The 25,678-nt window shown below is 72.3% G+C and carries 21 protein-coding genes; 6 read left to right on the forward strand and 15 right to left on the reverse strand.

Annotated features, from left to right (window positions below; genetic code table 11):
• Positions 1-4 precede the first annotated feature (4 nt).
• The 6 genes from yicI to BBH68_RS35500 form a co-directional block, all read right to left on the reverse strand.
• On the reverse strand, positions 5-2,326 hold the full coding sequence (gene yicI / locus BBH68_RS35475) for an alpha-xylosidase (protein ID WP_065967900.1): 2,322 nt from the start codon (positions 2,324-2,326) through the stop codon (positions 5-7).
• A 1-nt stretch (position 2,327) separates the two neighbouring features.
• Positions 2,328-3,746, reverse strand: a complete 1,419-nt coding sequence (locus BBH68_RS35480; protein WP_065967901.1) for a GH1 family beta-glucosidase — start codon at positions 3,744-3,746, stop codon at positions 2,328-2,330.
• Between the two features lie 32 nt (positions 3,747-3,778).
• Entirely contained in the window at positions 3,779-4,603 is an 825-nt protein-coding gene (locus BBH68_RS35485) for a carbohydrate ABC transporter permease (RefSeq protein ID WP_104531495.1), read from the reverse strand.
• Positions 4,600-5,553 (reverse strand): carbohydrate ABC transporter permease, encoded by a 954-nt coding sequence (locus tag BBH68_RS35490; protein ID WP_065967902.1) that lies wholly within the window; start codon positions 5,551-5,553, stop codon positions 4,600-4,602. The genes BBH68_RS35485 and BBH68_RS35490 overlap by 4 nt, the downstream gene beginning before the upstream one ends.
• A 10-nt stretch (positions 5,554-5,563) precedes the next feature.
• On the reverse strand, positions 5,564-6,796 hold the full coding sequence (locus BBH68_RS35495) for a sugar ABC transporter substrate-binding protein (RefSeq protein ID WP_065967903.1): 1,233 nt from the start codon (positions 6,794-6,796) through the stop codon (positions 5,564-5,566).
• A gap of 187 nt (positions 6,797-6,983) precedes the next feature.
• The gene (locus BBH68_RS35500; protein ID WP_076971226.1) at positions 6,984-8,057 is read right to left on the reverse strand and encodes a LacI family DNA-binding transcriptional regulator; all 1,074 of its coding nucleotides are present in this window, start codon (positions 8,055-8,057) and stop codon (positions 6,984-6,986) included.
• A 177-nt stretch (positions 8,058-8,234) separates the two neighbouring features.
• On the opposite strand from BBH68_RS35500, the gene BBH68_RS35505 reads away from it, so the two are divergent.
• The 4 genes from BBH68_RS35505 to BBH68_RS35520 all read left to right on the forward strand — a co-directional run bounded on the left by BBH68_RS35505 (position 8,235) and on the right by BBH68_RS35520 (position 11,739).
• Positions 8,235-8,792 (forward strand): hypothetical protein, encoded by a 558-nt coding sequence (locus tag BBH68_RS35505; RefSeq protein ID WP_079151414.1) that lies wholly within the window; start codon positions 8,235-8,237, stop codon positions 8,790-8,792.
• 55 nt (positions 8,793-8,847) lie between these two features.
• The gene (locus tag BBH68_RS35510; RefSeq protein ID WP_079151415.1) at positions 8,848-10,143 is read left to right on the forward strand and encodes a DUF1266 domain-containing protein; all 1,296 of its coding nucleotides are present in this window, start codon (positions 8,848-8,850) and stop codon (positions 10,141-10,143) included.
• A gap of 156 nt (positions 10,144-10,299) precedes the next feature.
• The gene (locus BBH68_RS35515; protein WP_065967904.1) at positions 10,300-10,947 is read left to right on the forward strand and encodes a carbonic anhydrase; all 648 of its coding nucleotides are present in this window, start codon (positions 10,300-10,302) and stop codon (positions 10,945-10,947) included.
• Between the two features lie 90 nt (positions 10,948-11,037).
• A complete protein-coding gene (locus BBH68_RS35520) occupies positions 11,038-11,739 on the forward strand; it encodes a GNAT family N-acetyltransferase (protein WP_065967905.1) in 702 nt (233 codons plus the stop codon).
• An 84-nt stretch (positions 11,740-11,823) separates the two neighbouring features.
• On the opposite strand, the gene BBH68_RS35525 is transcribed toward BBH68_RS35520, so the two are convergent.
• The 4 genes from BBH68_RS35525 to BBH68_RS35540 form a co-directional block, all read right to left on the reverse strand.
• A complete protein-coding gene (locus BBH68_RS35525; protein ID WP_065967906.1) occupies positions 11,824-14,721 on the reverse strand; it encodes an NHLP bacteriocin export ABC transporter permease/ATPase subunit in 2,898 nt (965 codons plus the stop codon).
• Between the two features lies 1 nt (position 14,722).
• Complete coding sequence (locus BBH68_RS35530) at positions 14,723-16,867, reverse strand: NHLP family bacteriocin export ABC transporter peptidase/permease/ATPase subunit (protein ID WP_425428890.1); 2,145 nt, start codon at positions 16,865-16,867, stop codon at positions 14,723-14,725.
• A 134-nt stretch (positions 16,868-17,001) separates the two neighbouring features.
• A complete protein-coding gene (locus BBH68_RS35535) occupies positions 17,002-17,808 on the reverse strand; it encodes an HlyD family efflux transporter periplasmic adaptor subunit (RefSeq protein WP_065967907.1) in 807 nt (268 codons plus the stop codon).
• 122 nt (positions 17,809-17,930) lie between these two features.
• A complete protein-coding gene (locus tag BBH68_RS35540) occupies positions 17,931-18,146 on the reverse strand; it encodes a type A2 lanthipeptide (protein ID WP_065967908.1) in 216 nt (71 codons plus the stop codon).
• A gap of 582 nt (positions 18,147-18,728) precedes the next feature.
• On the opposite strand from BBH68_RS35540, the gene BBH68_RS35545 reads away from it, so the two are divergent.
• The gene (locus BBH68_RS35545) at positions 18,729-19,694 is read left to right on the forward strand and encodes an alpha/beta hydrolase (RefSeq protein ID WP_065967909.1); all 966 of its coding nucleotides are present in this window, start codon (positions 18,729-18,731) and stop codon (positions 19,692-19,694) included.
• Between the two features lie 34 nt (positions 19,695-19,728).
• On the opposite strand, the gene BBH68_RS35550 is transcribed toward BBH68_RS35545, so the two are convergent.
• Positions 19,729-20,631 (reverse strand): LysR family transcriptional regulator, encoded by a 903-nt coding sequence (locus tag BBH68_RS35550; protein WP_065967910.1) that lies wholly within the window; start codon positions 20,629-20,631, stop codon positions 19,729-19,731.
• Positions 20,632-20,786: 155 nt separating this feature from the next.
• On the opposite strand from BBH68_RS35550, the gene BBH68_RS35555 reads away from it, so the two are divergent.
• A complete protein-coding gene (locus BBH68_RS35555; RefSeq protein ID WP_065967911.1) occupies positions 20,787-21,809 on the forward strand; it encodes a YeiH family protein in 1,023 nt (340 codons plus the stop codon).
• Positions 21,810-21,899: 90 nt separating this feature from the next.
• On the opposite strand, the gene BBH68_RS35560 is transcribed toward BBH68_RS35555, so the two are convergent.
• The 4 genes from BBH68_RS35560 to BBH68_RS35575 form a co-directional block, all read right to left on the reverse strand.
• Positions 21,900-22,520 (reverse strand): L-threonylcarbamoyladenylate synthase, encoded by a 621-nt coding sequence (locus tag BBH68_RS35560; protein WP_065967912.1) that lies wholly within the window; start codon positions 22,518-22,520, stop codon positions 21,900-21,902.
• Positions 22,521-22,608: 88 nt separating this feature from the next.
• Positions 22,609-23,145 (reverse strand): DUF6585 family protein, encoded by a 537-nt coding sequence (locus BBH68_RS35565; protein ID WP_076971225.1) that lies wholly within the window; start codon positions 23,143-23,145, stop codon positions 22,609-22,611.
• Between the two features lie 299 nt (positions 23,146-23,444).
• Positions 23,445-24,722: an RICIN domain-containing protein gene (locus BBH68_RS35570; RefSeq protein WP_065967914.1), complete on the reverse strand. Its 1,278-nt coding sequence runs from the start codon at positions 24,720-24,722 to the stop codon at positions 23,445-23,447.
• Positions 24,723-24,748: 26 nt separating this feature from the next.
• Positions 24,749-25,534 carry a serine/threonine-protein kinase gene (locus tag BBH68_RS35575; protein ID WP_141713130.1) on the reverse strand — a complete coding sequence of 262 codons (786 nt, stop codon included), beginning with the start codon at positions 25,532-25,534 and terminating at the stop codon, positions 24,749-24,751.
• Positions 25,535-25,678: the final 144 nt, after the last annotated feature.

Raw genomic sequence — 25,678 nt, forward strand, 5'->3', positions numbered from 1 at the left:
TACCTCACCCGCCGGCGGCCGGAACGGCCAGGCGGTGGGTGCCGGGCGGGGCCTGGTACAGCGCTCCGGCCGGGTGGGCCCGGGCGTCGTCGGCCGGGGCGGCCCCCACGACCACGACGTTCCACGCCAGGTCGCTGTCCGTCTCGACGACCGTCTCACCGCCCGAGCGCCGGATCGTGAAGACCGCCGCCGGGGCCCCCGAGCGTGCGGGGACGGTGGTCACGGTCTCGGAGCCGTCGGCCCCGCCCGGGTACACATGCAGGGTCACGCCGTCCGCCCAGTCGTACCGGGGACCGTCGTCCACCGCGCCGAACGGGATCACCGAGCCCGGCCGGGCCAGCAGCGGCAGCGTACGGAAACCGTGCCGCTCGCGCCGCCAGCCGGGGCCGCTGACCCGCTCCCCGGTGAGCACATCGGTCCAGGTGCCCTCCGGCACGTAGTACTCGACCGTGCCGTCCTCGCTGAAGACGGGCGCCACCAGCAGATCGGGGCCGAGCATGTACTGACGGTCGAGCGTGTGGGTGGCCGGGTCCTCGGGGAACTCCAGCAGCATGGCCCGCATCACCGGCGTGCCGGACTCCTTGGCCTCGACCGCGGCGTGGAAGAGGTAGGGCATCAGCCGGTGCTTGAGCCGGGTGAAGTCCCGGGTGACCTCGACCGCCTCCTCGCCGAAGTCCCACGGCACCCGGTAGGACTTGCTGCCGTGCAGCCGGCTGTGCGAGGACAGCAGGCCGAACTGCACCCACCGCTTGAAGACGGCAGGCGGCGGGGTGCCCTCGAAGCCGCCGATGTCATGGCTCCAGAAGCCGAAGCCGGACAGCCCGAGGGACAGGCCGCCGCGCAGCGACTCGGCCATCGCCTCGAACGTCGACTCGCAGTCGCCGCCCCAGTGGACCGGCATGCGCTGGCCGCCCGCGGTGGCGGAGCGGGCGAAGACCACCGCCTCGCCCTCGCCGCGCTCCTCGACGAGCAGGTCGAAGACGGTCTCGTTGTAGAGCTGGGTGTAGTAGTTGTGCATCCGCTCCGGGTCCGAGCCGTCGAACCACACGACGTCCTCGGTCGGCACCCGCTCGCCGAAGTCGGTCTTGAAGGCGTCCACCCCCTGGCCGAGCAGGTGGCGCAGCTTGGCGGCGAACCACTCGCGGGCGGCGGGGTTGGTGAAGTCCACCAGGCCCATCCCGGCCTGCCACTTGTCCCACTGCCAGACGTCGCCGTCAGCCCGCTTGAGCAGGTAGCCGCCCGCCATGCCCTCGGCGAACAGGGGGGACTTCTGCGCGATGTACGGATTGATCCAGACGCAGACGCGCAGCCCCCGCTCCTTCAGCCGGGACAGCATCCCCTCGGGGTCCGGGAAGACCTCGGGGTCCCAGACGAAGTCGGACCACTGGTACTCCCGCATCCAGAAGCAGTCGAAGTGGAAGACACTGAGCGGGATGTCCCGCTCGGTCATGCCCGCGACGAACCGGGACACCGTCTCCTCGGTGTAGGAGGTGGTGAAGGAGGTCGACAGCCACAGCCCGAAGGACCAGTCCGGTGGCAGGGCGGGCCGGCCGGTGAGACCCGTGTAGCGGCGCAGCACGTCCTTGGGGGCGGGTCCGGCGAAGACGAGGAATTCGAGGGACTGGTCCTCCACGCTGAACTGGACCCGGCCGACGTTCTCGGAGGCGATCTCGTAGGAGACCTTGCCGGGGTGGTTGACGAAGACGCCGTACCCGCGGTTGCTCAGATGGAACGGCACGTTCTTGTAGGCCTGTTCGCTGTTGGTGCCGCCGTCGGCCTGCCAGATGTCGATGCTCTGGCCGTTCTTGGTGAACGGGGTGAAGCGCTCGCCGAGGCCGTACACGGTCTCGCCGACGCCGAGCGACATCCTGGCCAGCATGTGGTGGCGGTCGTCCGCGTCGGTGACGAAGCCCAGGTCGCGGGGGCCGAGCGAGGTGATGACCTTGCCGCCGGAGCGGAATTCGAGGGTGCAGGGGTCCCCGGTGCCGGCCTTGAGGGACAGCGCGCCGGACACCAGCTCGACGGTCGAGCCCTCGCGCACGGTCTTCGCCGGCCCGCCGTCCGGGTCGGTGGCGAGCGGGAACCGCGGGGTCCGGGGGCGCCTGCCGCCGTGGTGCCACAGCCGTACCCCGATGACGCCCTCGGCGGGCGACCACGCCTCCACCGTCACCAGGGGCCCGTTGAGCGTGTCGCCGCGGTGCCGGACCCGGGTGACCGGCGCGTAGAGGGTGAACCGGTCGTCGGCGACGTCCACGTCGGCGACGGAGGTGGCGTAGCGGGCCGTCACCCCCGGCCGCAGCTGCCAATAGCCGTCGGTGAACTTCATGTCAGTGCTCCTGCGCGGACGCGCGGTTGACGGCGATCAGCTCACGGAACCAGTGGTAGCTGTCCTTGGGCGTCCGTTCCTGGGTCTCGTAGTCGACCCGTACGATCCCGAAGCGCTGACCGTAGCCCCGGGCCCACTCGAAGTTGTCCAGCAGCGACCAGCAGTAGTAGCCGCGGACGTCCACTCCCGCGTCGATGGCGGCGGACAGGGCCGCGAGGTGGTCGCGCAGGTAGGTCACCCGGTCGGTGTCCCGCACGGCCCCGTCCGGCGAGACGGTGTCGGCCTCGGCGGAGCCGTTCTCCGTGATGTAGAGGGGCGGCAGGTCGGGGTACCGCCTGGAGAGGTCCACCAGCAGCTCGGTGAAGGCCTCCGGGACGATGGGCCAGCCCATGGTGGTGTGCCGGGTGCCGTACGGGTCGCTCTCGGCCACCCGGATGTCCGTGGCGGTACGCCGGGACGCGTCGGCCTCCGCGTACGGCGCGTCGGACACGGTCAGCGGGCGGTAGAAGTTCAGCCCCAGGAAGTCCAGCGGTGCGCCGATGATGTCCAGGTCGCCGTCGCGGCGGTAGCCGCCGTCGGCCAGCTCGCCCCAGGTCTCGGCCTCGCCGGTGGGGTAGCGCCCGTGGAACAGGGGCTCGGTCCACACCTCGTTGTGCAGCGTCTCGGCACGGCGCAGCGCGGCCTGGTCCGCCGGGGAGGAACTGGCGGCGTGGATCCGGTCGAGGTTCAGGGTGATGCCGACCTGGGAGGCGCCCGCCTCGCGCAGCACCCGCACGGCCTGGCCGTGGGCGAGCAGCAGGTGGTGGGCGGCGGCCAGGGCTCCGGTGCCCTCGCGGGCGCCGGGGGCGTGCCGTCCTTCCGCGTATCCCACGAAGGCGGAGCAGAAGGGCTCGTTGAGGGTGATCCACCGGCCCACCCGGTCGCCGAGACGCTCGACGACCAGCCGGGTGTACTCGGCGAAGGCTTCGGCGGTCTCCCGGACCCGCCAGCCGCCCCGGTCCTCCAGGGCCTGCGGCAGGTCCCAGTGGTAGAGCGTGACGGCGGGGGAAACCCCGGCTTCGAGCAGCGCGTCGGTGAGCCGGTCGTAGAAGTCCAGGCCCTTGACGTTGGCCGGGCCGGTGCCTCGCGGCTGGATCCGCGGCCAGGCCACGGAGAAGCGGTACGAGTCGACGCCGAGCCGTCGCAGCAGCTCGACGTCCTCGCGGTAGCGGTGGTAGTGGTCGCACGCGATGTCCCCGGTGGCGCCGCCCTCGGTGCGGCCCGGGGTGTGGCTGAAGGTGTCCCAGATGGACGGTCCGCGGCCGTCCTCGTCGTGGGCGCCCTCGATCTGGTAGCTCGCGGTGGCGGTCCCGAAGACGAAGCCGGGCGGGAAGAGGGGGAATCGCTTGGTGTCGGATGACGGGGATGGCGTGCTGCTCATGCGGGGGTGCGGACCTTCCGGGTGGGAGAGCGTCATTTGACGGAGCCGCCGGTGATTCCCGCGGCGACGTACTTCTGGGCCACTATCAGCAGGATCGCCGCCGGGACGGCGGAGACGACGGCCGTGGCCATGACCGCGCCCCAGTCGCTGACGTGGGCGCCGATGTACTCGTACATGCTGAGGGTGATCGGCTTGACCGCGTCCGTGGTGTTGAGGGTCAGCGCGAACATGAAGTCGGACCAGGCGAAGAGGAAGGTGAAGAGTCCGGCGGTGATGAGCGAGTTGCGGCTGATCGGGAGCACGATGCGCACGAAGGCGGTGAACCGGCTCGCCCCGTCGACCATCGCCGCCTCCACGACCTCTTTCGGGATCGACACCATGAACGCCCTCAGCAGCACGATGGAGAACGGCAGCCCGAGCGAGGCGTCGGCGAGGATCAGCCCTGCGAGCGAGTTGACCAGGTGCAGGTCGACATAGGCGCTGTAGAGCGCGTTGGCGATGACGATGCCGGGCACCATCTGGGTGATCAGGGTGCCGAACACGAGGGACCGGCCGCCCTTCAGGCCGAGCTGGGCCAGGCCGTAGGCGGCGGGCGCCGCCATCGCGAGACAGACCACGACGGCGCCGAGCGCGACGACCAGGCTGGTCACCAGCGAGCCGCCCTGGCTCTCCAGTGCCCGCTCGAAGTTGGACCAGCCCGGCGAGGTGGGGAGCCAGTGGGTCGAGGCGAGGCTTTCGCCCGGCTGGAGGGCGATGTTGAGCATCCAGTACAGCGGGAACAGCAGGATGACCAGGATGACCAGCGCGATGACGGTGTTACCGCGCCGTCGCAGGGTGCGGGTGGACACGGCGATCACTTCCCCTCGGCGAAGTCGGACCGGTTGGCCCGGAGATAGAACACGGCGAACACCGCGCTGATGAGGATGAGGACGTTGCCGACCACCGCGCCCTGCCCGAAGTCGAGCTGCTGGAAGGAGAGTTGGTAGGTGACCGTGCCGAGGGTCTGGGTGGAGTCGGCGGGGCCGCCGCCGGTGAGGGCGAGGATCAGGTCCAGGATCTTGATCGTCGACATGAAGCCGAGGACCAGGACCACCGTGATCACCGGCCGCAGCTGCGGCAGCGTGATGCTGCGGAACGTACGCCAGGGGCCGGCGCCGTCGAGCGAGGCGGCCTCGTACATCTCGCGCGGGATCTCCTGGAGCCCGCCGTAGAGGATCACCATGTTGAAGGGGATGCCGACCCAGATGTTGACCAGGACGGCGGACAGCAGGGCGACGCTCGGGCTGCTCAGCCAGGGCACCGGCTCGGAGGTGAGGTGCAGGTTCATCAGCAGGGTGTTGAGCACCCCGGTGTCCTGGTCGAGGAGTTTCCGCCACACGACCGACGAGACCACCATCGGGACCAGCCACGGGAGCAGCAGCACGGCGCGGGCGAAGCCGGACAGCCGGAAGCGCCGGGAGAAGAACACGGCCAGCGCCAGGCCCAGGACGAACTGGCCGAGCAGGGAGCCCAGGGTGAAGACGGCCGTGTGCCAGAGGGATTCGGTGAACAGCTTGTCGCCGAACACCGCGGTCCAGTTGTCGAGGCCGTTGAACGGCGCCTCGCCGGTGAAGAAGGTGCGCGGGGTGTAGTGCTGGAAGCTCATGACGACGTTGCGCACGAGCGGATACCCGAAGAAGGCCAGCATGTAGAGGACGGCGGGCGCGACGAAGAGCCATCGGGTCAGCGTGGCGCGGGACGCCCGCCGGGCGGGGGCCGCGGGGCTCGTCGCCACTGACTCGGCGGGCGCGGCGGTGGTGGTACTCATGAGGGCTCTCTCACTCTCCGCCGGCCGTGGCCTGCGACTGGGCACGCTTCAGCGCCGCTTCGGGCGAGGAGCTGCCGGTCAGAACGGACTGGAAGGCACCCGCCAGGGCGGTGGAGACGGCCGGCCACCGGGCGCCGACGAGGGCGGTGCGGGAGCGGGCGGCGGCGACCGTGTCGGCGAAGCCCGCGAGCTTGGGGTTGTCGGCCTTGTACTGGGCGGCCGCGGTGTCCCTGGTGGGGATGTTGTTCACGCCCGCGCCCCAGCCCACCTGGTTCTTCCGCTCGTTCAGGCAGTTGAGGATCTTGGCGGCGGTGGTCTGGCGGCCGGTCTCGCCGGTGCGGGGCAGGGTCATCACGGTGCCGCCCATCGGGGCCACCGGATCCTTGCCGGCCACGGGCACCGGGATGGTGGTGACCGCCCAGTGCAGGGACGGGTGTTCGCTGAGCACGGGGACCTGCCAGGGGCCGTTGACCATCATGGCGGCCCGGCCCGCGATGAACTGGTCGTTGACGTCCTGCTGGTTCCAGGTGACCACGGCGCTCGACGCGGACCGCTCGGTGACCAGGTCCTTCCACAGCTGGACGGCCTCGACCCCCTTGCCGTTGTCGAGGTGGGCCTCGTTGCCGCCCGCCGACCAGAAGAAGGGGAGGAACTGGTAGACCCCGTCCGCGTCGGGCGTGGCGCTGAACGCCATCCCGAACGTCTTGCCCCGGGTGAGCTTCTTGGCCGCCACCTTCAGCTCGTCCCAGGTGGTGGGCGGTGTCACCCCCGCCTTCTCCAGCAGATCGGTGTTGTAGAACAGCGCCAGGGTGTTGACCGAGCGGGCGATGCCGTACGCGGTGCCCTTGAAGCTCCCCATGCTCACGGCACCCGGCGAGAGCCCGTCCAGGCTCACGCCCGCCTTCTTCAGCGGGACCAGGCCACCGGTGTCGGCGAACTGCGGCAGCTCCGATCCGTCCAGCTCCAGGATGTCGGTCATCGAGTGCGACGACGCCATCCGCAGCGCCTTGGTGGCCACCTGCGCGGCGGGGACGCTGGTCTGCTCGACCTTCACCCCGAGCGGCTTGGCACACCGGTCGAAGAACTTCTGCTGTTGGTCGTGCTCGTGCTGGTCCGTGGCGGAGTTCAGCACCGTGATGGTGTCGGGGTCGGCCTCCCGCGCGCACCCGGTCAGGCCGGCCGAGGCCACGAGGAGGGTCAGGAGCAGGACCGGCGCCGCAGGGCGGCGGCGAAGGAATGGCATGTGGGTGTCTCTCGGCTCGGGCTACCGCTCTGTCAGGAGACGGAGGTCGCATGGGGCGCCGCGCGGGTGATACGAAGAGGGGGCATCGAATCGATTCGACGAACCGACTGGAGCGATGTTAAGGGCATGTGTCCGACGGCGACAAGAGCCTCAGGGGAAGAAAACAGGCCGCGGGCGGGCCCCGGGATCAGGCCCGCGGGGCGGTGAGCGGCGTGTCCCCCGGCAGCAGGGCGGGGGCGATCAGCAGATGGCCGACGGTGTCGGCGAGCAGCCGGGGACCGGCCTCCGCGTCTCCCGCGGTGTTCTCGCGCAGCGCCGTGGCCGCGGTCACGGCCAGCCGGGTCACCTCGCCGGCCAGCGTCTCCACCGGCAGTTCGACCCGGGGCAGCCGACGGCCGGACAGGTCCCCGGGCACGGCGCCGATCACCACGACGGTGAGGTCCTCGGGTGTGCGGAGCCCGGCATCGGTCATGGAGGTGAGGATGTGGTGGTGCGCGGAGGGATGCTGCACGATCAGCGCGGTCGGCCGTTCACGCGCGCCGCCGTCCGCGCGCTCCACGAGCAGCCCCCGGAGCCGGCGGGCCACTTCCGCCGGGTCGTCCACCGCGTGGGCGACCGTGACGGTGGCGCCGGTGCCGCGGGCGCCGCGGGCCGCACCGGCGATGCCCCGGAGCGCGTAACTGCGCCTGCCCGCCACTTCCTCCTCGGTGGGCGCGAGGTACACCATCTCGCGGTGTCCGGCGGCGGCCAGCTCCCGCACCGCCAGCGCGGCGGCCTCCTCCCAGTCCAGGTCGGTCCACGGCAGGGCGTCCTCGTCGGCCGGCCGCCCGATGAGCGCGGCGGGAAACGCCAGCTCCCGTACGACGTCGATCCGGGCGTCCTCCATGTCGACGGCCATCAGCACGGCCGCGTCGGCGAGCCCGCTCAGCGCCACCCGGCGCAGCCCCTCGGCCTTGTCCTGGGAGGTGGTGAGCAGCAGGTCGTAGCCGAGCCGCACGGCGGCGTCGCTGACCGCTATCGCGAACGGGCCGTCCACCGCGTTGCGCCGGCCGGCCGGGCGGGGCAGGGCGAGGGCGATCACATGGGTGCGGCTGCTGCGCAGCGTCCGGGCGCTGGCCCGCGGATGGTATCCGAGCGCGTCCACGGCCTCCTGCACGCGCCGGCGCGTCTCCTCGGAAATGGGCCGGGAGCCGTTGAACACATAGGAGACGGTGCTCGGCGCGACCCCGGCGTGCTGGGCGACATCCCTGATGGTTGGCAACCTCGACCCCTCGGTGATGCGGGCACGGCGACGATGAGCCGGAGCGGCGGATTCCATCATATAGAGGGGTCGGCTACCGGGGTCGGCGAGTATGGTCACCTCGCACGTTGTCGAGTACACGTGATCGGCGCGCCCCCTGTGCGGTGTCCGCGCGGATCGCCCGTCGTGAGGAAGTCGATGTCGCTGCCGATCTCGCCCGGCGACCCGTACGGCGCCGTTCCCGGTGGGGGGTACGAAGCGGCGCGGCCCGCGCCCGCCCAGCCGGTGCCGGGCTATCCCCTGCGTGCCCAGCCCTCCGTCGGCGCGGCGGACGAGACCGGCGCGGACGCGCTGTACGCCGCGCCCGAGCAGCCGGTGTGTCAGGTGTGCTGCGGGTCTCCGGCCACCGAGGTCGCCGTCCGGCACCACCAGGGCCTCTTGCTCTTCCTGCTGTTCCGGAAGCAGAAGGGGCGGTTCTGCCGGGCGTGCGGGACGGCGCTGTTCCGTGGCCTGACGGCCAAGACCCTGTGGCAGGGGTGGTGGCACCCGCTGTCCGCGCTCATCTTCAACCCCCTCACCATCGTCGTGAACCTGCGGGCCCGCGCGAAGATCAATCGTCTGCACGAGCCCGGGTACGACCTCCTCGGCACCCGGCGAGACCCCGGCAAGCCCGTTTTCCGCCGCCCCGCCGCCCTGGTGGCGGTGGTGCCCGCGGCGTTCGTCCTGTACGTGCTGGGTGCCCTGGTCGTGGGGTAGGCCCGGATCGGGTGCCCGGCGGACGGGTGCGGATCTCTCGGTAGAGTGGCCCGCCATGGGGAACGGGGAGGGCACCGCCACCGGCCGGGAGGACCACCGGGCGCGGGAGGCGCGGGACGCGTGGCAGGCGCCGGGCGCGGTCGAGCGGAAGCTTTACGAGGCCAAGCTGCGCGGTGACTGGTCGGCGTACTTCGACGTGCTGGCCGTCGCGGACCTCTTCATCGCCGACTCCAAGGCCCGGCTCGACGCCCATCCGACGACCCTCCGCTGCACGCCCTACTGGTATCCGCAGGTCCGGGCCAACTGCCTGCCCATCCTCACCGAAGGAATGCTGCCGCCTCCCGACCAGGACGCGGACACGGTCTTCAACTGCGAGCCACTCGACTGGTTCGCGAGGCGGTGGCAGAACGGCTCCACAACGTGGATCGTGATCAATCCGGGCAGCCCGTGTGAGGTGTTCTTCCCGGCGACACCGGCCCACCGGGCCCTGTGGCAGGGACACGTCGAGCGCGCCGAGACATGCGACTGCTGCGGCTTGCCTCCCCATCGGACGCTGCTGCGCGCCCTGGAAGGGGGCGCGGCGGCCTCGGGGCAGACGGCCCATGGCCTGGGCCTGGCCGCCCTGCTGTCCGTCAACAACGGTCAGCTCTGGAACGCCGTCGCCTACCACGGCACGGGCTACCACAGCGAGAAGAAACGGCTCAAGGACTGGTGGGACATCACCAGCCGCCGGGAATGGCAGCACTACCAGGAGCGTCTGCTCAACGCGGACCTGGTCAGCGGTGTGTGGGAGTTCACACTCGGCGTCCGGCGGGCGCTGGCCCGCGACTTCGGCGGCGAGGTCGAGACGGACCACTGGCGGAAGGTCGCCGAGCGGGTGTTGCGGGAGAACAGCACGGGGACCGAATACCGGCTCGGCCCGGACGGCGTGACGAAGGTCGAGCCGCTCAGCGACACCGAGGTGAAGGCCCGGATCGCGGGAGTGCAGCGGCTCATCGGCCGGATCGCCCGCTACGAGAAGCGCTTCCGCGCGGACGGTCTGCTGGCCGATGACGCGTTCATCCGCACGGTGGCGGCGTGGGATTACGGACGGGCCGCGGGGATGGCCCGCTGGGGCCTGGGCGCCCGCTACTGCACCCAGCAGGAATCGGAGAGCGCCATCCTCCGGGCGAGCACCGCCGCCCGGACCGCCTACCGCTCCTGGGAAGACTTCTCCGCCGCCTACATCCTCGGCCGCTGCCTCCACTTCGACGACGAGGAGTTCGGCACGTGGTACCAGGACGTGCTCAGCGCTCACCGCGTCCTCACCACCGATCCGGCAAGCCCCTGGCTGACCGTCCCGTGGGCTTAGGCCCCGCGCCCTCGCCTGCACCGCGCCGAGACCCCCGCCGACACCCCCGCCCGCACCGCGCCGACACCCCCGTCGGCTCCTCCGTCGAGACGAGACCCGCCACACCGGTAGGCCCCCCGCGCGTCGGCGAGCCGGCTCCGGTCGTACCCTGCGGCCATGAGTGACACCATGCCTTCCACCCCGCGCGAAGCCTTCGACCTGCTCCTGGCCGGCAACCGCCGCTTCGCCGCCGGCACGCCCCGGCACCCCAACCAGGACGCCGCCCGCCGCGCCGACCTGGCCTCCGCCCAGCGCCCGTTCGCCGTGCTGCTCGGGTGCTCCGACTCCCGGCTGGCCGCCGAGATCATCTTCGACCAGGGGCTGGGGGACCTGTTCGTCGTCCGCACCGCCGGGCACGCGGCGGGGCCCGAGGTCCTGGGCAGCATCGAGTACGGGGTGAGCGTGCTGGACTGCCCGCTGGTCGTGGTCCTCGGCCATGACGCCTGCGGTGCGGTCGCGGCGACCCGCGCCGCCGTGGCGGACGGCACGACCGGCCGCGGATACCTGAGGGATGTGATCGAGCGGGTGACCCCCAGCGTGCTGGCCGCTCAGGCCGCCGGGGTGAGCGAGGACGAGGACTTCATCGCCACCCACGTCCGGCACACCGTCGACTTCCTCATGGACCGCTCCCGGGAACTGGCCGACCAGGTCGACGCGGGACGCACCGCGGTGGTGGGCCTGTCCTACCGGCTGGCCGACGGCAGCGCCCGGCCGGTCACCGCCCGCGGTCTGGAGCTGTCCTCGGACCCGGCGCCGACGAGCTGACGCGCCCGCCGTCCGGCGGGCTCGCCGGTCGTGCCGGTACTCGTGGCTGATGAGAGAGTAAGGGTCCGCCGAGGTGGAAGGGTGCGGCGAATGAGGAGCGGTGACGCCGCGCTCGACGATCCCGTGGGCGAGTCGCTGCGCGGTCACCACGGGGATCTCGCCCGCCGGCGCGGCCGGGCCGCCACGTACCTGTCCGATGTCGCGACCTTCTCGTCGGTGACCGCGGATCCGGGCCCGGCGGACTGGGCCGACCTCGCCCGGCTCCTCGGGCGTGGCGAGTTCGCCGACATGTTCAGCTGCCCGGCGATCCCGCCGTCGGACTGGGAGCCGGTTTTCGTCCTCGAAGGCCGGCAGATGGTCCGGCCCGGCAACGGCCCACCGGCTCAGGCCGGCCTCGCGATCGAATCCGACGTGATCGAACTGGGTGCGGCCGACGTGCCCGAGATGCTGAAGCTCGTCGAGCGGACCCAACCAGGGCCGTTCCGGCCGCGCACCCTGGAACTCGGCACCTATCTCGGCATCCGCGCGGGCGGCAGGCTGGTGGCCATGGCGGGCGAGCGGCTCAGGCCCCCGGGGTGGACCGAGATCAGCGCCGTCTGCACGGCTCCCGAGGCCCGCGGGCGAGGTCATGCCGTCCGCCTGGTGAGCGCGCTCGTCGCACGCGTCCTGGCGCGCAACGAACGCCCCTTCCTGCACGTGGCCGAGGCGAACACCGGGGCGATCGCGCTCTACGAGCGGCTCGGCTTCGAAAGCCGGAAGCAGGTGACCTTTCGCGGCTTCCACACCCCCTGACCCACGCCCCCTGACCCACACCCCCTCTGACCCGCACCCCGTGCCCCCACCCCGTGTCCGCGCCCCGCGACGCGCCCTCCCCCGCTACCGCATCTGGCGCCGCACCAGTTCGCGCAGCTTTCCGCCGGGGACGGCCATCAACGCGGCGGGGGCGCCCTGCTCCACGATCCGGCCGCCCTCCATGACCAGGACGCGGTCGGCGTCCATGACGGTGGACAGCCGGTGCGCGATCACCAGTCGGCTGGCGTTGAGGCGGCGGGTGCTCTCGATGACGATGCGCTGGGTGTCGTTGTCGAGGGCGCTGGTGGCCTCGTCGAAGAAGAGGATGCGCGGCCGGCGGATCAGGGCCTGGGCGATCATCAACCGCTGCCGCTGGCCGCCGGAGATGGCGCCGCTTCCGGAGATCATGGTCTGGAGCCCCATGGGCATCTGGCGGATGTCCTCGGCCAGACCCGCCAGCTCGGCGGCCGCCATGGCCTCCTCGGGGGTGTACGGCTCGGCGCCGCGGATGCATTCGAGTACCGTTCCGCCCAGGGGCTGGGCGTTCTGCAGGACCACCCCGCACTGGCGGCGCACCGCCGCCTGGTCGAGGGCGGCGAGGTCCTGGCCGTCGTAGAGCACACTGCCGGACACCGGCCGTTCGAAGCCGATGAGCAGCCGGAGCAGCGTCGACTTCCCGCAGCCGCTCGGCCCGACGACGGCGACGAACTCGCCCGGCCGGATCTCCAGTGAGACGTCGTCGAGCACCAGGGGCCCGTCGTCGCCGTAGCGGAAGGTGAGGTTCCTGGCCTTGAGGTCGCCCGAGAGCACCCCCGGCGGGGCGCTGCCGCCACGTACCTCGGGCAGCTCGTCCAGGATCGGCTTGACCTGCTCGAACAGGGGCAGGACGGCGACCACCGAGACCAGGGCGTTGGTGAGCTGGGTCAGCGAGGTGAGCAGCATGGTCACCGAGGTGTTGAACGTCAGGAAGGCGCCCGCCGACATGCTCCCCCGCGCCGGCCCGGCCAGCAGCATGAACACGACGAGCGAGACCAGCGGAAGGTAGACCGCGTCCAGGACCTGGGTGAGGTTCTTGATGCGGCCGGTGCGCTGGTGCAGTTCGCGGGAGTGGGCGAAGCCGCGGGCCCACGCCGCGTACGCGAAGTTCTCGGCCGCGGCGACCCGCAGCTTGGGAAGGCCCCGCAGGGTCTGGAACGCCTGGTTGTCGAGCTTGTTCTCGCTCTCCACCAGCCGCCGCTGCCAGCGCACCTGCCACAGGCCCATCCCCAGGAAGACTCCGGAGACCACCAGCAGGAAGGCGACCACCGCGAGGGCGAGGGAGGCGCTGTAGTACATCAGCAGGGCGAGGTTCACCGCGCCCACGGTGCCTGCCTGGAGGACCGTCGGCGCGATGCCGGCCAGCACCCGGCGCATGGCGCTGATGCCCAGCGCCGCGCCGGCCAGCTCTCCGGTGGAGCGCCGGGCGAAGAAGGTGGTGGGCAACCTCAGCAGCCGGTCCCACACGGCGGGCTGGAGGGTGGCCTCCAGCCGCCCCTCGAGCCGCAGCAGCGTGAGGTTCTGGAGCAGCATGAAGGCGGCGGCGACGACACCGGAGACGATCAGGGCCAGGGAGATCTGGACGATGGGGCTCTTCTCGGCGCGGGGCACGAATCCGCCGAGCACCTGTCCGGTGGCGAGGGGCACCAGCGCGCCGAGCGCCACCGTCACCACCCCGCTGATCAGCAGGTTGCGGATGTCCCCGGCGGATCCCCAGGCGGTGAAACGCATCAGCCGCCACACCGTCATCGGCCGGTCGGGCAGCGGGCGGTAGAACATCACGGCCCGTGGTTCGAACTCCTCCGCGTTGCTCCCGCCGACGCGGATCCGCAGGCCGGAGACGGGGTTGACCGCCTCGTAGCCGCCGCGCCGCCACAGCAGCGCCACCGGCGCCCCGGACTTGGCGCGGTAGCCCACCAGCGGGCCGGTGTCCTCCCGCCACCAGCGGCCCTCCAGCCGGACGGCGCGGGTGCGGATCCGGGCGTGTGCGGCGACGCGCTCCACCGGGTCCGTGCGGTCCTCGGCCACGCGGCCCCTCGGCGGTTCCGGCAGGGTGATCCCGGCGGCCTCCGCCACGGCGCGGCACACCGCGTGAACGACGTCGTCGGTGCTCTCCTCCGACGGCCGCCGGTCGCGCCGCGGCCCTCCGATGGAGGCGATCAGCGCCTGGTCGGCGCGGGAGCGCATGGCCTCACCGGCCCGGATCCCGGCCGCGGTGCGGTCCGCGTGGGCCCGCTCCATGGTCTCGATCCAGCGGTCCACGGCGGTGCCGAGACGGTACTGCTGGTTGACCATCCGCTGCCACAGCGCGCCGTCGATCAGCAGGTCGCCGGCGGCCCGGTCGCTGTACTCGGCGCCGTAGCGCACACTGCCGGGCGGCACCGGGAGCCAGAGCAGGTCCTCGTCGGCCGCCTCCGCGTCGGGCGCGGCCCCGCCATGCAGCGGGGCCTGGAAGAGGACCCCGAGGCTGCGGCTCACCCCGAGCGCCACGGCGTGCTCCAGCGGCGTGGGCGCGGTGTCCTGGGCCCCGCCGCCGCCGTACGCGCCGTAGGTGCCGTACATGCCGTACGGATCGTCGGCGCGGCCCGTGCCGTGCGCGCCGTACGCGTCGTAGGCCTCCGGCCGGTACAGCTCGCGCAGCGGGATGCGGCGCAGCAGGCAGTCCTGCGAGGGGCGGCCGAGCAGGGTGTGGCGCGGCCCCACGACCGGGCCCGGGAGCGCCGCGCCGGTCTCCAGGCGGCCCAGGAAGTGCCACTGTCCCTCTTCGGCCGCGTCGACCGCGAACAGGTCCAGGGCGCCGCCGGCCACCAGCCAGAGCACCTGCGGCCCCTCCAGCCGAAGGCTGCGCAGCCCGGCGCCGACGGGCGTGCCGAGGGCGCCGAGCGCCTGGAGCACCGCGTCGCCGCCGTCCGTGGCCACCGGCGCGGCCGGGTGAACGGACGTCATGTCAGTGCTCCCTCATCAGCTCGGCGTACGGGCCTCCGGCGGCGGCGAGGTCCTCATGGCGTCCGCGTTCGACCACCGTGCCGCGGTTCAGGACGAGGATCTCGTCGCTGTCCCGCACGGTGCTGAGCCGGTGGGCGATCACCACGCACGCGCAGCCGCGGCGGCGCAGATTGTCCATGACGATCTGTTCGGTGCGCGCGTCCAGTGCGCTGGTGACCTCGTCGAGCACCAGTACGCTGGGGCGGCGGACCAGGGCGCGGGCGATCTCCAGCCGCTGTCGCTGCCCGCCGGAGAAGTTGCGGCCGTCCTGCTCCACGCGGCAGTAGATGCCCTCGGGGTGGCGGGCGATCACATCGTCGTAGAGCGCGGCGTCCCGCAGGGCGTCCACCACCGCCTCGTCGGGGATGGACGGATCCCACAGCGCCACGTTGTCCCGCACCGTGCCCTCGAACAGGAACACGTCCTGGTCGACGAAGGAGACCGAGGCGGCCAGCGCCGCTCGGGGGATGTCCTCCAGTCGCTGTCCGTCGATGCGGATGACCCCTTCCCAGGGGGTGTAGAGACCGGAGACGAGCCGGGAGACGGTGGACTTGCCGCTGCCGGAGGCGCCGACCAGCGCCACCTGCCGGCCGGGGCCGACGGACAGCGAGAAGTCGCGCAGCAGCGGTTCGTCCAGCGGGCTGTAGCCGAAGGTGATGTTCTCCAGCGTCACCTGCCCGGTGAGCCGGCGGGTGTCCTCGCGTGGCTCGTCGCGGGTGTAGAGGGAGTCCACCGGGAAGTTCTCCACGTCCTTGAGCCGGTTCACGTCGGCGGAGAAGTCCTGGATGCGGCCCGCCACGCCGCCCAGCCGTGCGATGGGCGCGGTGAAGCGGGCCACGAGCGCCTGGAAGGCCACCAGCAGACCGATGGAGACATGTCCCTCGACGGCGCGCAGCCCGCCGATCCAGAGGATGAGGGCGCTGTTGAGCGTGGCGAGGGTGGGGGCGACGACGGCCAGGACGGCGCCCGGCACCCCGAGGCGCTGCTGCTCCTCCAGGGTGGTGGCGTGCTGGCCCGCCCAGCGGCGGAAGTAGCCCGCCTCCCCGCCGGTGGCCTTCACCGTCTCGATGAGCTGGAGACCGGTGTACGACGTGGTGGTCAGGCGCGCGGTGTCGGCCCGCAGCTTCTGGGTCCTGGTGGCCCGCAGCCGTATCACCACCCGCACGGCCACCACGTTGAGCAGCGCCAGCCCGACTCCCACCAGGGCGAGTTGGGTGTCGTAGCTCCACAGCAGGAAGGCGTAGAGCACCACCACGACCCCGTCGACGGCCGCGGCGGCCAGATCGCGGGCCAGCGTCTCGGCGACGGTGTCGTTGGAGCGCAGCCGCTGGACGAGGTCCGCCGGGCTGCGCTGGGCGAAGAACGTGACGGGCAGCCGCAGCAGATGCCGCAGGAAACGCGCGCTGCCGAGGGTGGCGGAGATGATGCGTCCGCGCAGCAGATTCGCCTGCTGGACACCGGTCAGTACGGCGGTGAGCACCACCGCCACCGCCATGGAGGCGAACAGCGGGGCCAGCGTCGAGTCCTGGCCGCCGATCAGGAAGGTGTCGATGAAGGTGCGGCTGAGCGCCGGGACCGCGGCCCCGACCGCCACCAGCAGCAGGCTCGCCAGCAGCGAGGCCACCAGGGTGCCCGTGGTGCCCCGCATGCGCGCGGGCAGGGCGCCCAGCACACCGGGGCGGCGCCCGCCCCGGCGGAAGGACTCCTCGGGTTCGAAGACCAGGACCACGCCGGTGAAGCTGGTGTCGAACTCCTCGGCGGGGACGAAACGGCGCCCCTTGTCGGGGTCGTTGATGTGGACGCCGGGCCTGCCGAACCGCCGCCCCATGCCGTCGTAGACGACGTAGTGGTTGAACCTCCAGAACAGGATGGCCGGGGCCTGGACCTCCGCGAGGGCCTCGGGCTCCATCTGCATGCCCTTGGCGCGCAGCCCGTAACTTCGGGCGGCCTTCAGCAGGTTGCTCGCGCGCGACCCGTCCCGGGACACACCGCAGGCGATCCGCAGCTGCTCCAGCGGGACGTGGCGCCCGTAGTGTCCGAGCACCATGGCCAGCGACGCCGCACCGCACTCCAGCGCCTCCATCTGCAGCACGGTGGGGGTGCGCACCGTCCGGCGCCGGGGCTTCCTCGGGCCCGGTCCGCCGCGCGGGGCGCGCCGCCGGCCGCGGGCCGGCTGGGGGCGGCGCGCGCCGCTGCTTCCGGCGGGCGCGGGCCGGGGCGGTCCGCCCTCGTTCGTCGCGGTCACGGGAGGAGCCAATCGATGGGGTGGTAGTCGGCCAGGTGGACGGTGCCGGTGGCCAGGGTCATGGAGTCGAGGGCGAACGGCGGACCCTGGGGGGACGACCAGCGGTAGCCGGAGCGGGTCGCGGAGGTGCGGTGGAGGCGTACCTGGACCGCGACCGGTGGCCCGTGGGCCGAGAACTCCTCGCCGAGCTGCTCGACCCCGAGCCAGGAGCCGATCTGCCGGCGTGACAGGGCGGTCCGGCCCACGGCCCGGACCTCGCCGCGCAGCACCCCGTAGGTCTGCGCCGGCGCGGACTGCACACTGAGGTCGACCGGCGTTCCCGGCCGCACCGAGGCCGCCCGGTCCGCCGGTACGTAGAGGGTCGCGACGAGCGGGTCCCCCGCGTGGCGGACCCGCTCCACGGAGGCGACGTCCGCGCCGGTGCGCAGGACGGAGCCGATCGAGACGGAGAGGGTGGTGAGCCGGCCGGCGGCGAGGACGCGCACCGCCGTGGTGCCGCGGGCGGTGCGGACCTTCAGCAGCGGTGCGCCGGCCCGGAGGGTGCTGCCCTCCCGGGCGAGGACGGAGGTCACCTGGCCCGTGATGGGGCTCTGCAGCACATAGCCGCCCTGCCCGTGGGTGAGGATGCCGGGGGCCTCCAGGGTGTTCGACACCGTCCCGGTGAAGGCCCATACGGTGGCGCCGGCCATGACCACCAGGGTGACCGCGAGTGCCAGCCATCCCTGGGGGCGGGCGTAGCGCACGGGCAGTTCGATGTCCTCTGCCGACTGCGACGTGGCGAGGGCCTGCTGGCGGAACTGCACGAAAGTCTTTCCTCAACCGCGAGAGAGGTGGCCGATGTGGCGGCGCCGCGCGGACCGGCCGCGGACCGCCGAGTGCCCCGGACCAGGCGGGCCTGGGGCACGGGGAGGGCGGTGTGCCGGCCTCAGAGGCTGGTGACGGCGCCGCCGACGATGCCGGTGGTGTTCAGGCCGGTGACACCGTCGACCGTAGTGGTGGCGGTGGCGACGACGCCGACGGCGCCGGTGAGGGAGTCGACGGTGCCGAGGGCGTCACCCACCACGTGGCCGACCCCGCCGGCCACGTTGTCCAGCTCGGCGTCGGAGATCTCCTGGGTGGCGACCTTGGGCGCGTTGTTCATTGTTGCGTCTCCCTTGGGTGACTGGCTCGTTGGGCTTGCGACAGCGCGTGGGCGCCGAGGGGAATCGGCTCCCCAGGCAGGGTCACGGGGTTCCGGGAAGGCCCGGAAGCCGTGGTTGCCTGAGCGCGGAAGGGATGTAACCACGGGGCAGGTGGCACTGCGAATCAGCCAACCTCCGGAACCGGGCATTCCGCTATTTTCCGATCACGCGGCACGTGTTTTCGGGCACGTCATCGGTGCTTCTTCCTCACAGGAAGGTCACTCCTATCGCTGGACACCCTGCCCTTTTCGCGAGGCGAGCCACGTCATTTCGGCCATGACCGTCATGACCGGGGCCCGGGCGGGCGCGGCGGCCGGGGGGTGTCTGTGCCGTCTGTGTGACGGGTGTGCCGATCAGTTGAAGACCAGGCGAACGACGACCACGACCAGGGCCGGGCGGCGCGGGGCCCCGCCATGGACGACACCTGTGCACTCCCCATGCGCTTGCTGTTGCACGCACCGCGTGCATAATGAGGACACATGCTTTCCGCAGACATGGCCACCACGACACCCCGCGTCCAGCCGGGGAAGGGAGAAGGAGACATGAGCGAGACCACCACCGCACAGCGGCCGCAGGAGCCGGACTGGTCCACGCTGACGGTCGAGGAACTGGTCGCCTACCGCGACGCGGAGAACCGCTTCCGGGCCTCCAGCGCCATGCGGGCGATCACCGGGCAGCCGGATCCCGGCGCCGTCATCGACTGGCAGGAGGTGGCGCTGCCCGGCCGCGACCTCCCGGTCCGGGTCTACCGGCCGGCGCCCGGACACGCCGGCGCGGGAGCCGACCGGGCGACCGGGCTGCCCCTCGTCCTCCATGTACACGGAGGCGGGTTCGTGGGGACGGCGGTGCAGTGCGACTGGACCAACAGCCACCTCGCCGCCCAGCTGCCCGCGCTCGTCGTCTCGGTCGAGCACCGCCTCCTCGCCCCGGAAACCCCCCTGTCGGCCGCCGCCGACGACGGCTGGGACGTGCTCGACCACGTGCTGCGGCACGCCGCGCGGTGGGGCGTCGACCCGGCGCGCACGGCCGTGTTCGGCGAGAGCTGCGGCGGGCTGATCAGCGCCCTGGCCGCCATCCGGGCCAGGGAGGCCGGACTGCGGCTCCGGGCGCAGGTGCTGGTCAACCCCGCGGTCGAGGTGACCGGGACGATGTTCGACTATCCCTCGATCGCCGAGTACGCGTACACCCCGTCCCGCGCCCTGCCGCTCCTGCGCTTCTTCCAACAGCTCGCCGTCCCCCCGGGCACCGACAGCCGCGCCCTCTCCCCGCTGTACGCCGACGACCTGGGCGGACTGGCCCCCGCGCTCGTCCTGGTGCCGACCCAGGACGCGGTGGCCGACCACGGCCGCCGCTACGCCGAACGCCTGCGCGCGGCCGGGACGTCCACACGGCTCACCGAATACCCCGGCGCGATCCACGCGTTCCTCAGCATGCCGGGCGTGGAGCCGCAGGCCGAGGCCGCCCGGGCGGAGATCCTCGAGTTCCTCCGCGCGGCCCTCGCGGAGTGACGGACCTGGTTCGACCCGGCCGACTCCGCGGCCCTCAACACCTGTGGCGCCTGGTCACGGCCAGGAGTTCAGCGGCGGGGCCGGCCAGAGGGCGCTCCGCCGCCCATACGGCGCGCAGGACGCGGTGCAGTTCGATGCCCTCGACCTCGACCGCCACCAGGCGGCGGTCGGCGAGGTCGGTGCGCACCGCGAGTTCGCTGATGACCGCCGGGCCGGTGCCGGCCATCACGGCGTTGCGCACGGCGGTGGCCGACCCCAGCTCCAGCAGGGGCCGGGGCTCGGCCGCCCCCGCCCGGCGCAGCGCCTGGTCCAGAGTCTCGCGGGTGCCCGATCCGCGTTCCCGGAGAACCAGCGGCGCGGCGGCGAGCTCGGCGACGCCCAGCGGGCGACGGCGGCGCGCCCAGGGGTGCCCCGGCGCGACGACCACCAGCAGACGGTCATGGGCGACCCGTCGGGCGGGCAATCCGGCCGGGGCCCGCGGTGACTCGATGAAACCGAGATCCACCGCCCCGCTGCGCAGCAGCTCGGGGACGTGCTCGCTGTTGGTCACCTGGAGACCCACGTACAGCTCGGGCCGCGTCCGACGCAGCTCGCCGAGCCAACCCGGCACCAGGTACTCGGCCACCGTCATGCTCGCCGCGACGCGCAGCTCCGCGTCCCGCTTGGTGCGCAAGGCCTCGGCGCCGGTGAGGAGGCCGTCCAGGTCCTGGAGAACCTGCTGGGCCCAGCCCGCCACGGCCCGACCCGCGTCGGTGAGCTGCGATCCGCGCCGCGTGCGCTCCACCAACACCAGGCCGAGCCTGCGCTCCAGGGTGGACAGCCGCTTGCTGACCGACGGCTGCGCGAGACCGAGCTGCGCCGCCGCCCTGCTCAGACTTCCCAGGTCTCCGACGAGGACGAGCAGCCGCAGCGATTCCAGATCCGGCAACTGGCTCATGGCTCCAGGGTATGGCTCGGCTCGGACCAGCGGTCATACCGCTTGGCTATGACGTTCTCATGCCGCGTGGCTATGACCTTGTCATTCCCTCCGGGTATGACGTCCGCACGCGGTGGCCGGTACCGCGTTCCGCGCACCACGATGACGATCAGGTCATGACCAAACCAGGATCCGCCGTCGAGCGTTCCGCGGAGGCCGCCGAGTCAGTGCGTTCACTGGCCCCGGGGCTGCTCGTGGCGGCTGTCGGCACGGCAGCCGCGTTCTCTCTCAACAAGCTGGTGCCCGCGGTGAGCGCGCTGACCGTCGCGGTGGTGCTCGGGGTCGCCGTGGGAGGTCGCCTTCCGGCGAGCGCCCAGGAGGGTCTGCGCTGGGCGACGCGGAGGTTTCTGCGGCTCGGCGTCGTGCTGCTCGGCCTCCAGCTCGGGCTCGGCGAGGTCTTCGGGCTCGGCGCGGGCAAGGTGCTGGCGGTGGTGGTCACCGTGCTCGTGGCCTTCTTCGGAACACTTCTGCTCGGTCGGCTGCTCCGGGTGTCACGGGGGCTCGCGCTGATGGTGGCGACCGGATTCTCCATCTGCGGGGCGTCGGCGATCGCGGCGATGGACAGCGTCACCGAGAGCGACAGGGAGGACGTGGCGACCGCTGTCACGCTCGTGACGCTCTACGGCAGCGCCGCGATCGCCTTCGTGCCGTTCGTCGGCCAGGCGCTGGGGATGAGTCCCGAGCGCCTCGGCTCCTGGGCGGGACTCTCCGTGCACGAGGTCGCCCAGGTCGTCGCGGCCGCGTCGCCGGCGGGCGCCGAGGCGGTCGCCATCGCCGTCGTCGTCAAGCTGACCAGGGTGGTCCTGCTCGCCCCGATGGTCGCCGGCGTCAGCATCGTGCGGCGTCGGCGAGGCGGGGCCCCGACGGGGAAACGCCCGGCGATCGTTCCGCTGTTCGTCCTGGGTTTCCTGGGGATGATGCTGGTGCGCACCAGCGGCGTCGTGCCGTCGGCCGCGCTGTCCGTGGCCAAGGTCGTCACCACGCTGCTGTTCGCCGCCGCGCTGTTCGGGCTGGGCAGCGGCGTCAAGGTCGGCGCGCTGTTTCGCGCGGGAAGGCGAGGACTTGCCCTGGGGGCCTTGTCCACGCTGCTCGTCTCGGTCGCCGGTTACGGCGCGCTGGCCGTCGTCGGCGCGGGTTAGTCGCGTCCGGCCATGACAGGGTCAGCGGCGGGCGACCGCGCTCGCGTGGGCTCGGCGGTGAGCGGGGCGATGCCCCTGGGCCCGCCGCGGCTACTCGAACCGGGCCGGGTCGCCCGCCCCTCGGCGTACGATCTCGGCTTCGCCGCTGGAGAAGTCGATGACCGTGGTCGGCTCGGTGCCGCAGTCTCCCGAGTCGACCACGGCGTCCACCACGTGGTCGAGCCGCTCCTTGATCTCCCAGCCCTGCGTCAGCGGCTCGTCCTCGCCGGGCAGGAGCAACGTACTGGAGAGCAGTGGCTCACCGAGGTCCGCGAGCAAGGCCTGGGCGACGACATGGTCGGGAATCCGGACGCCGACCGTCCTCTTCTTCGGGTGCGGCAGCTGGCGCGGTACTTCCTTCGTCGCGGGGAGGATGAAGGTGTAGCTGCCGGGCGTCGCCGCTTTGATCGCGCGGAACACGTCTTTGTCGATGTGCACGAACTGTCCCAGCTGGGCGAAGTTCTGACACACCAAGGTGAAGTGGTGACGGTCGTCGAGGTGACGGATCGACCGGATCCGGGCGATGCCGTCACGATTACCCATCTGGCATCCCAGGGCGAAACAGGAGTCCGTCGGATAGGCGACGAGCGCGCCGGAGCGGATCCTGTCGGCCACGTTGCCGATGGTGCGCTGCTGAGGATTTTCTGGATGCACGTCGAAGTACTTCGCCATTCACCGAGCCTACGCCATCCGGAGGCAGCCCTTCCGAAGCGGACCGAGCGAACCCTGTGCGTCGGCCGCTCCCGTCCCACGGCGGTGTTCATCCACCTGCCTGTGCCTCGCGCACCAGGTGGATGAACGCGGTGAGGTTGGGGACCGCGGAGATGCCCGCGGTGGCCCAGGTACCGCGCCGCCCCCGCTCGGTCACCTTGACGAAGCCACGCTCCACCGTGACCTGCTCGACCTGCGACCAGGGCAGCCGCTTGTGCTTGCGACCGGTCCCCGTCGTGAGCACACCCGGCTCCAGGACATAGGGGCCGAAGGCCAACGCCTGCCCCCGGCGCATCGCGGCCAGCATTCCGGGGAGTTGGGCCGCGGCGATCCTCGGGTCGACGAGTTGGCGGAAATCCTCGACGACACTGCGCTCGGTGCGGGTGGACTGGCCCTGCAATCGGTGGCTGCGGCCATCGTTGAGGGCGACCACGCAGGTGGTGGATATGCCGCGGTAGCTCTGGTTGACGTATCGCTTGACCACGTCCTGGGTGAAGCCGCTCACCTCGTCGTAGCGGAAGTGGAAGGGGGCCGGGTCGTCGGCGAGGCCGACCACGCCGCCCTGCTCGTACACGACGATCACCAAGGCCCTGTTCCGCCATGCCTGGAGTCGGGAACCGCCGCTCATCGCGTGCACGAGCCCGCCCATGGCTCGGTTCGACGCGATCCCCGAGAACGATGCGGGCACTGGTATGCCGTCGCTGCGCTGCACGTCGTCTCCCACCTGAAGCCGCTCGACGCGGCTCCGCTCCCGGCCGGGCAGGCCGACGTCAGCCGGTACCGTACACCAGACGCGGGCCGGGAACCGGGCCGTTGATCCGAGCGGCGCGGGCCCCCTCCGCCGTGGGGCAGAGGGGGCCCGCTGGTGCTCGCGGGTGGCCGTCCTCAGAACGTCCACTCGTGGTTGCGGTCCGACCTGCACGGCCCGAGGGCCAGCGGGGCGGAGGGGTCACCGGACCCCCGGTCGGCCTTCACCGCCAGGCACATCTGGTTGCTGGCGTAGTTGTGGATCCAGAACGTCCTGTCGCCCCGCTTCTCCAGCCACCACAACTGGTTGTCGGTGGTGGTGCCGTCGCAGCCCCACTCCTTGACCTCCGTGCCGTGTTCGACACCGCCGTGCCCCGGCAGGTCCATGCACAGACCGTCCTTGATGTTGCGGATCTGGAAGAGGTTGGCGGAGCGGGGCCCCAGGCCCTTGTACCGCACCTCGAAGTCCCAGACCTGGTTGTCCGCGTCGGTGCCGTCGCAGTCGTACTGCCGGATCGGACCGTTCACGCTGCCCTTCTCGTAGTAAGGGATGTCGGCGCACTTGCCGGTGACCAGGTTCCTGAGGAGGACGTTCTTCTTGTTGGAGTAGTCGATCGCGGTCGCGACCCTCTTCGGCGACGCCTTCTTGCTCTTCTTGGGGGTGGGGCTGGGCTTCACCTCCGGCTCCTTCGTCGCGGGGCTCGGGGGCGCCGAGCGCTCCGGGGCCCTGGACTTCGCCTTGGTCGTGGCCTTGGGGCTCGGCGTGTCGTGCGACGGCGACTTCGGGGCGTACACCCCGGGGGCGTCGTCCTTCTTCTCGTCGGCCGGCATGGTGTGGGCCGACGCCTCGCGGGCCATCGCCGCCGGTTTGCTGTCGTCCTTGTCGCTGGTACCGGCGACCAGCAGCGGTACGGCGATCAGCAGCGCGCCACCGATGCCCGCCGCGGCCAGCAGGGCCTTGGTCGGACGGCCGGACGGTGGCTCGTCCCCGTCGTCCGACGCGCCGTCACCCTGAGATGCGGCCGGTGGGCTTCCGCCTTCGGCGGCGGTGAGGATGCCCACGCCGACGTCGCCCTGGTCGTCGCTCGCGCGAGCCGAGGACGCGTCGCCCGCCGCCTTGCCGACGGACGACTTCTCGGCAGACGACTTCTCCGCGGACGCGCCGTCGGCGACCGCCTGGGCAGGGGACGCCTCGCCGGTGGACGAGATCGAGGACCCGTCCGACGTGGCAGCGGTGCTCGGCGTCGCCCGCACCGTCGGGCCGTGGACGGGCGCGGGCGTCGCCTCGGCTTCCCCCGCCACGCCGCGGCCCGCCTGGGGACGCAGCGCGGAACCCGGGTCGGCGATCGCTCCAGGCATGGTGACGGTACGCCGCACCGTGGGCCCGGAGGGGCCCTCCTTGTCCTTCTGTGGCATCAAGTCTCCGTTTCGGTAGGGCCTGGTCAGTCGGACACCGGCCGGTTCGCGGACTGTCCGAGGGGGCCGTCGCACAACTCGGGCCAGTCGAACGGGCCCGGCGCCACCGAGTGGCCGCGCAACACCTCGTCGATCCGGTCGAGCGCCGCGCGGTCCGCGGGGTCGAGCTCCGCGGCGCCGGGCTCGGGCTGTGCGTGCGGCGTGGTGAGGGGGACCTCGCGCAGCAGAATCAGCGGCGCGCCGCCCTCCTCACGTACATCGAGCACCCGCAGCAGGGTGCCCGGCGGGAACACCACCTCGTCCCGGGCGGCACCCGCTGAGCGCTGGTCGGTCAGCTGGCGCACCCGGCGCCCGGTGACCGACGAGATGACGTACTGCGCACCGCGCGGGCGCGGCGCGCCGGACGCGAGCGGCAGCGCGCACACCGGCGCCGGATCCCGCAGCAGGTCTCCGGGCACCGGCCGGTCGGCGATGCCCTCCGCCCCGGCGCCGCGGAACGCCACCCCGCGGTACGAGGGCAGCCGGCGCAGCGCCGAGGCGAGGCAGGCGGCGTACGGCAGCAGCGGCCTGTCGCCACTGCGAAGCGCGCGGGCCAGCTCGTCGTGGCTCAACGCGCCTTCAGAGGTGGTCAGATACAGGTGCAGCGCGATCAGGTCGGCGCGCGCCGCCTCCTGTTCCTGCCCGCGCAGCGCGGGCATCCGGGTGAGCATACGGGCCACGGCGGTCCCGTGCCGGTCCCACACCGCCTCCGCGAGCGCCCGGAACGCGCTGCGTTCGGCCTCGGTGCTGATGTGGCCGGGCTGGAACGGCACCGGCGGCAACGGAGCCGCCACCCGCCGCACCGGTGGCGCGGGCGCGGTCTCGGCTTCCGGCGCGGTTTCCGTTTCCGGTGCCCGTTCTGGCGCCGTTTCCGTTTCCGGTTCCGGCTCCGGCGCCGTTTCCGTTTCCCGTTCCGG

Origin of the sequence: Streptomyces sparsogenes, from assembly GCF_001704635.1 — a bacterium.
Taxonomy (GTDB): Bacteria; Actinomycetota; Actinomycetes; order Streptomycetales; family Streptomycetaceae; genus Streptomyces; species Streptomyces sparsogenes.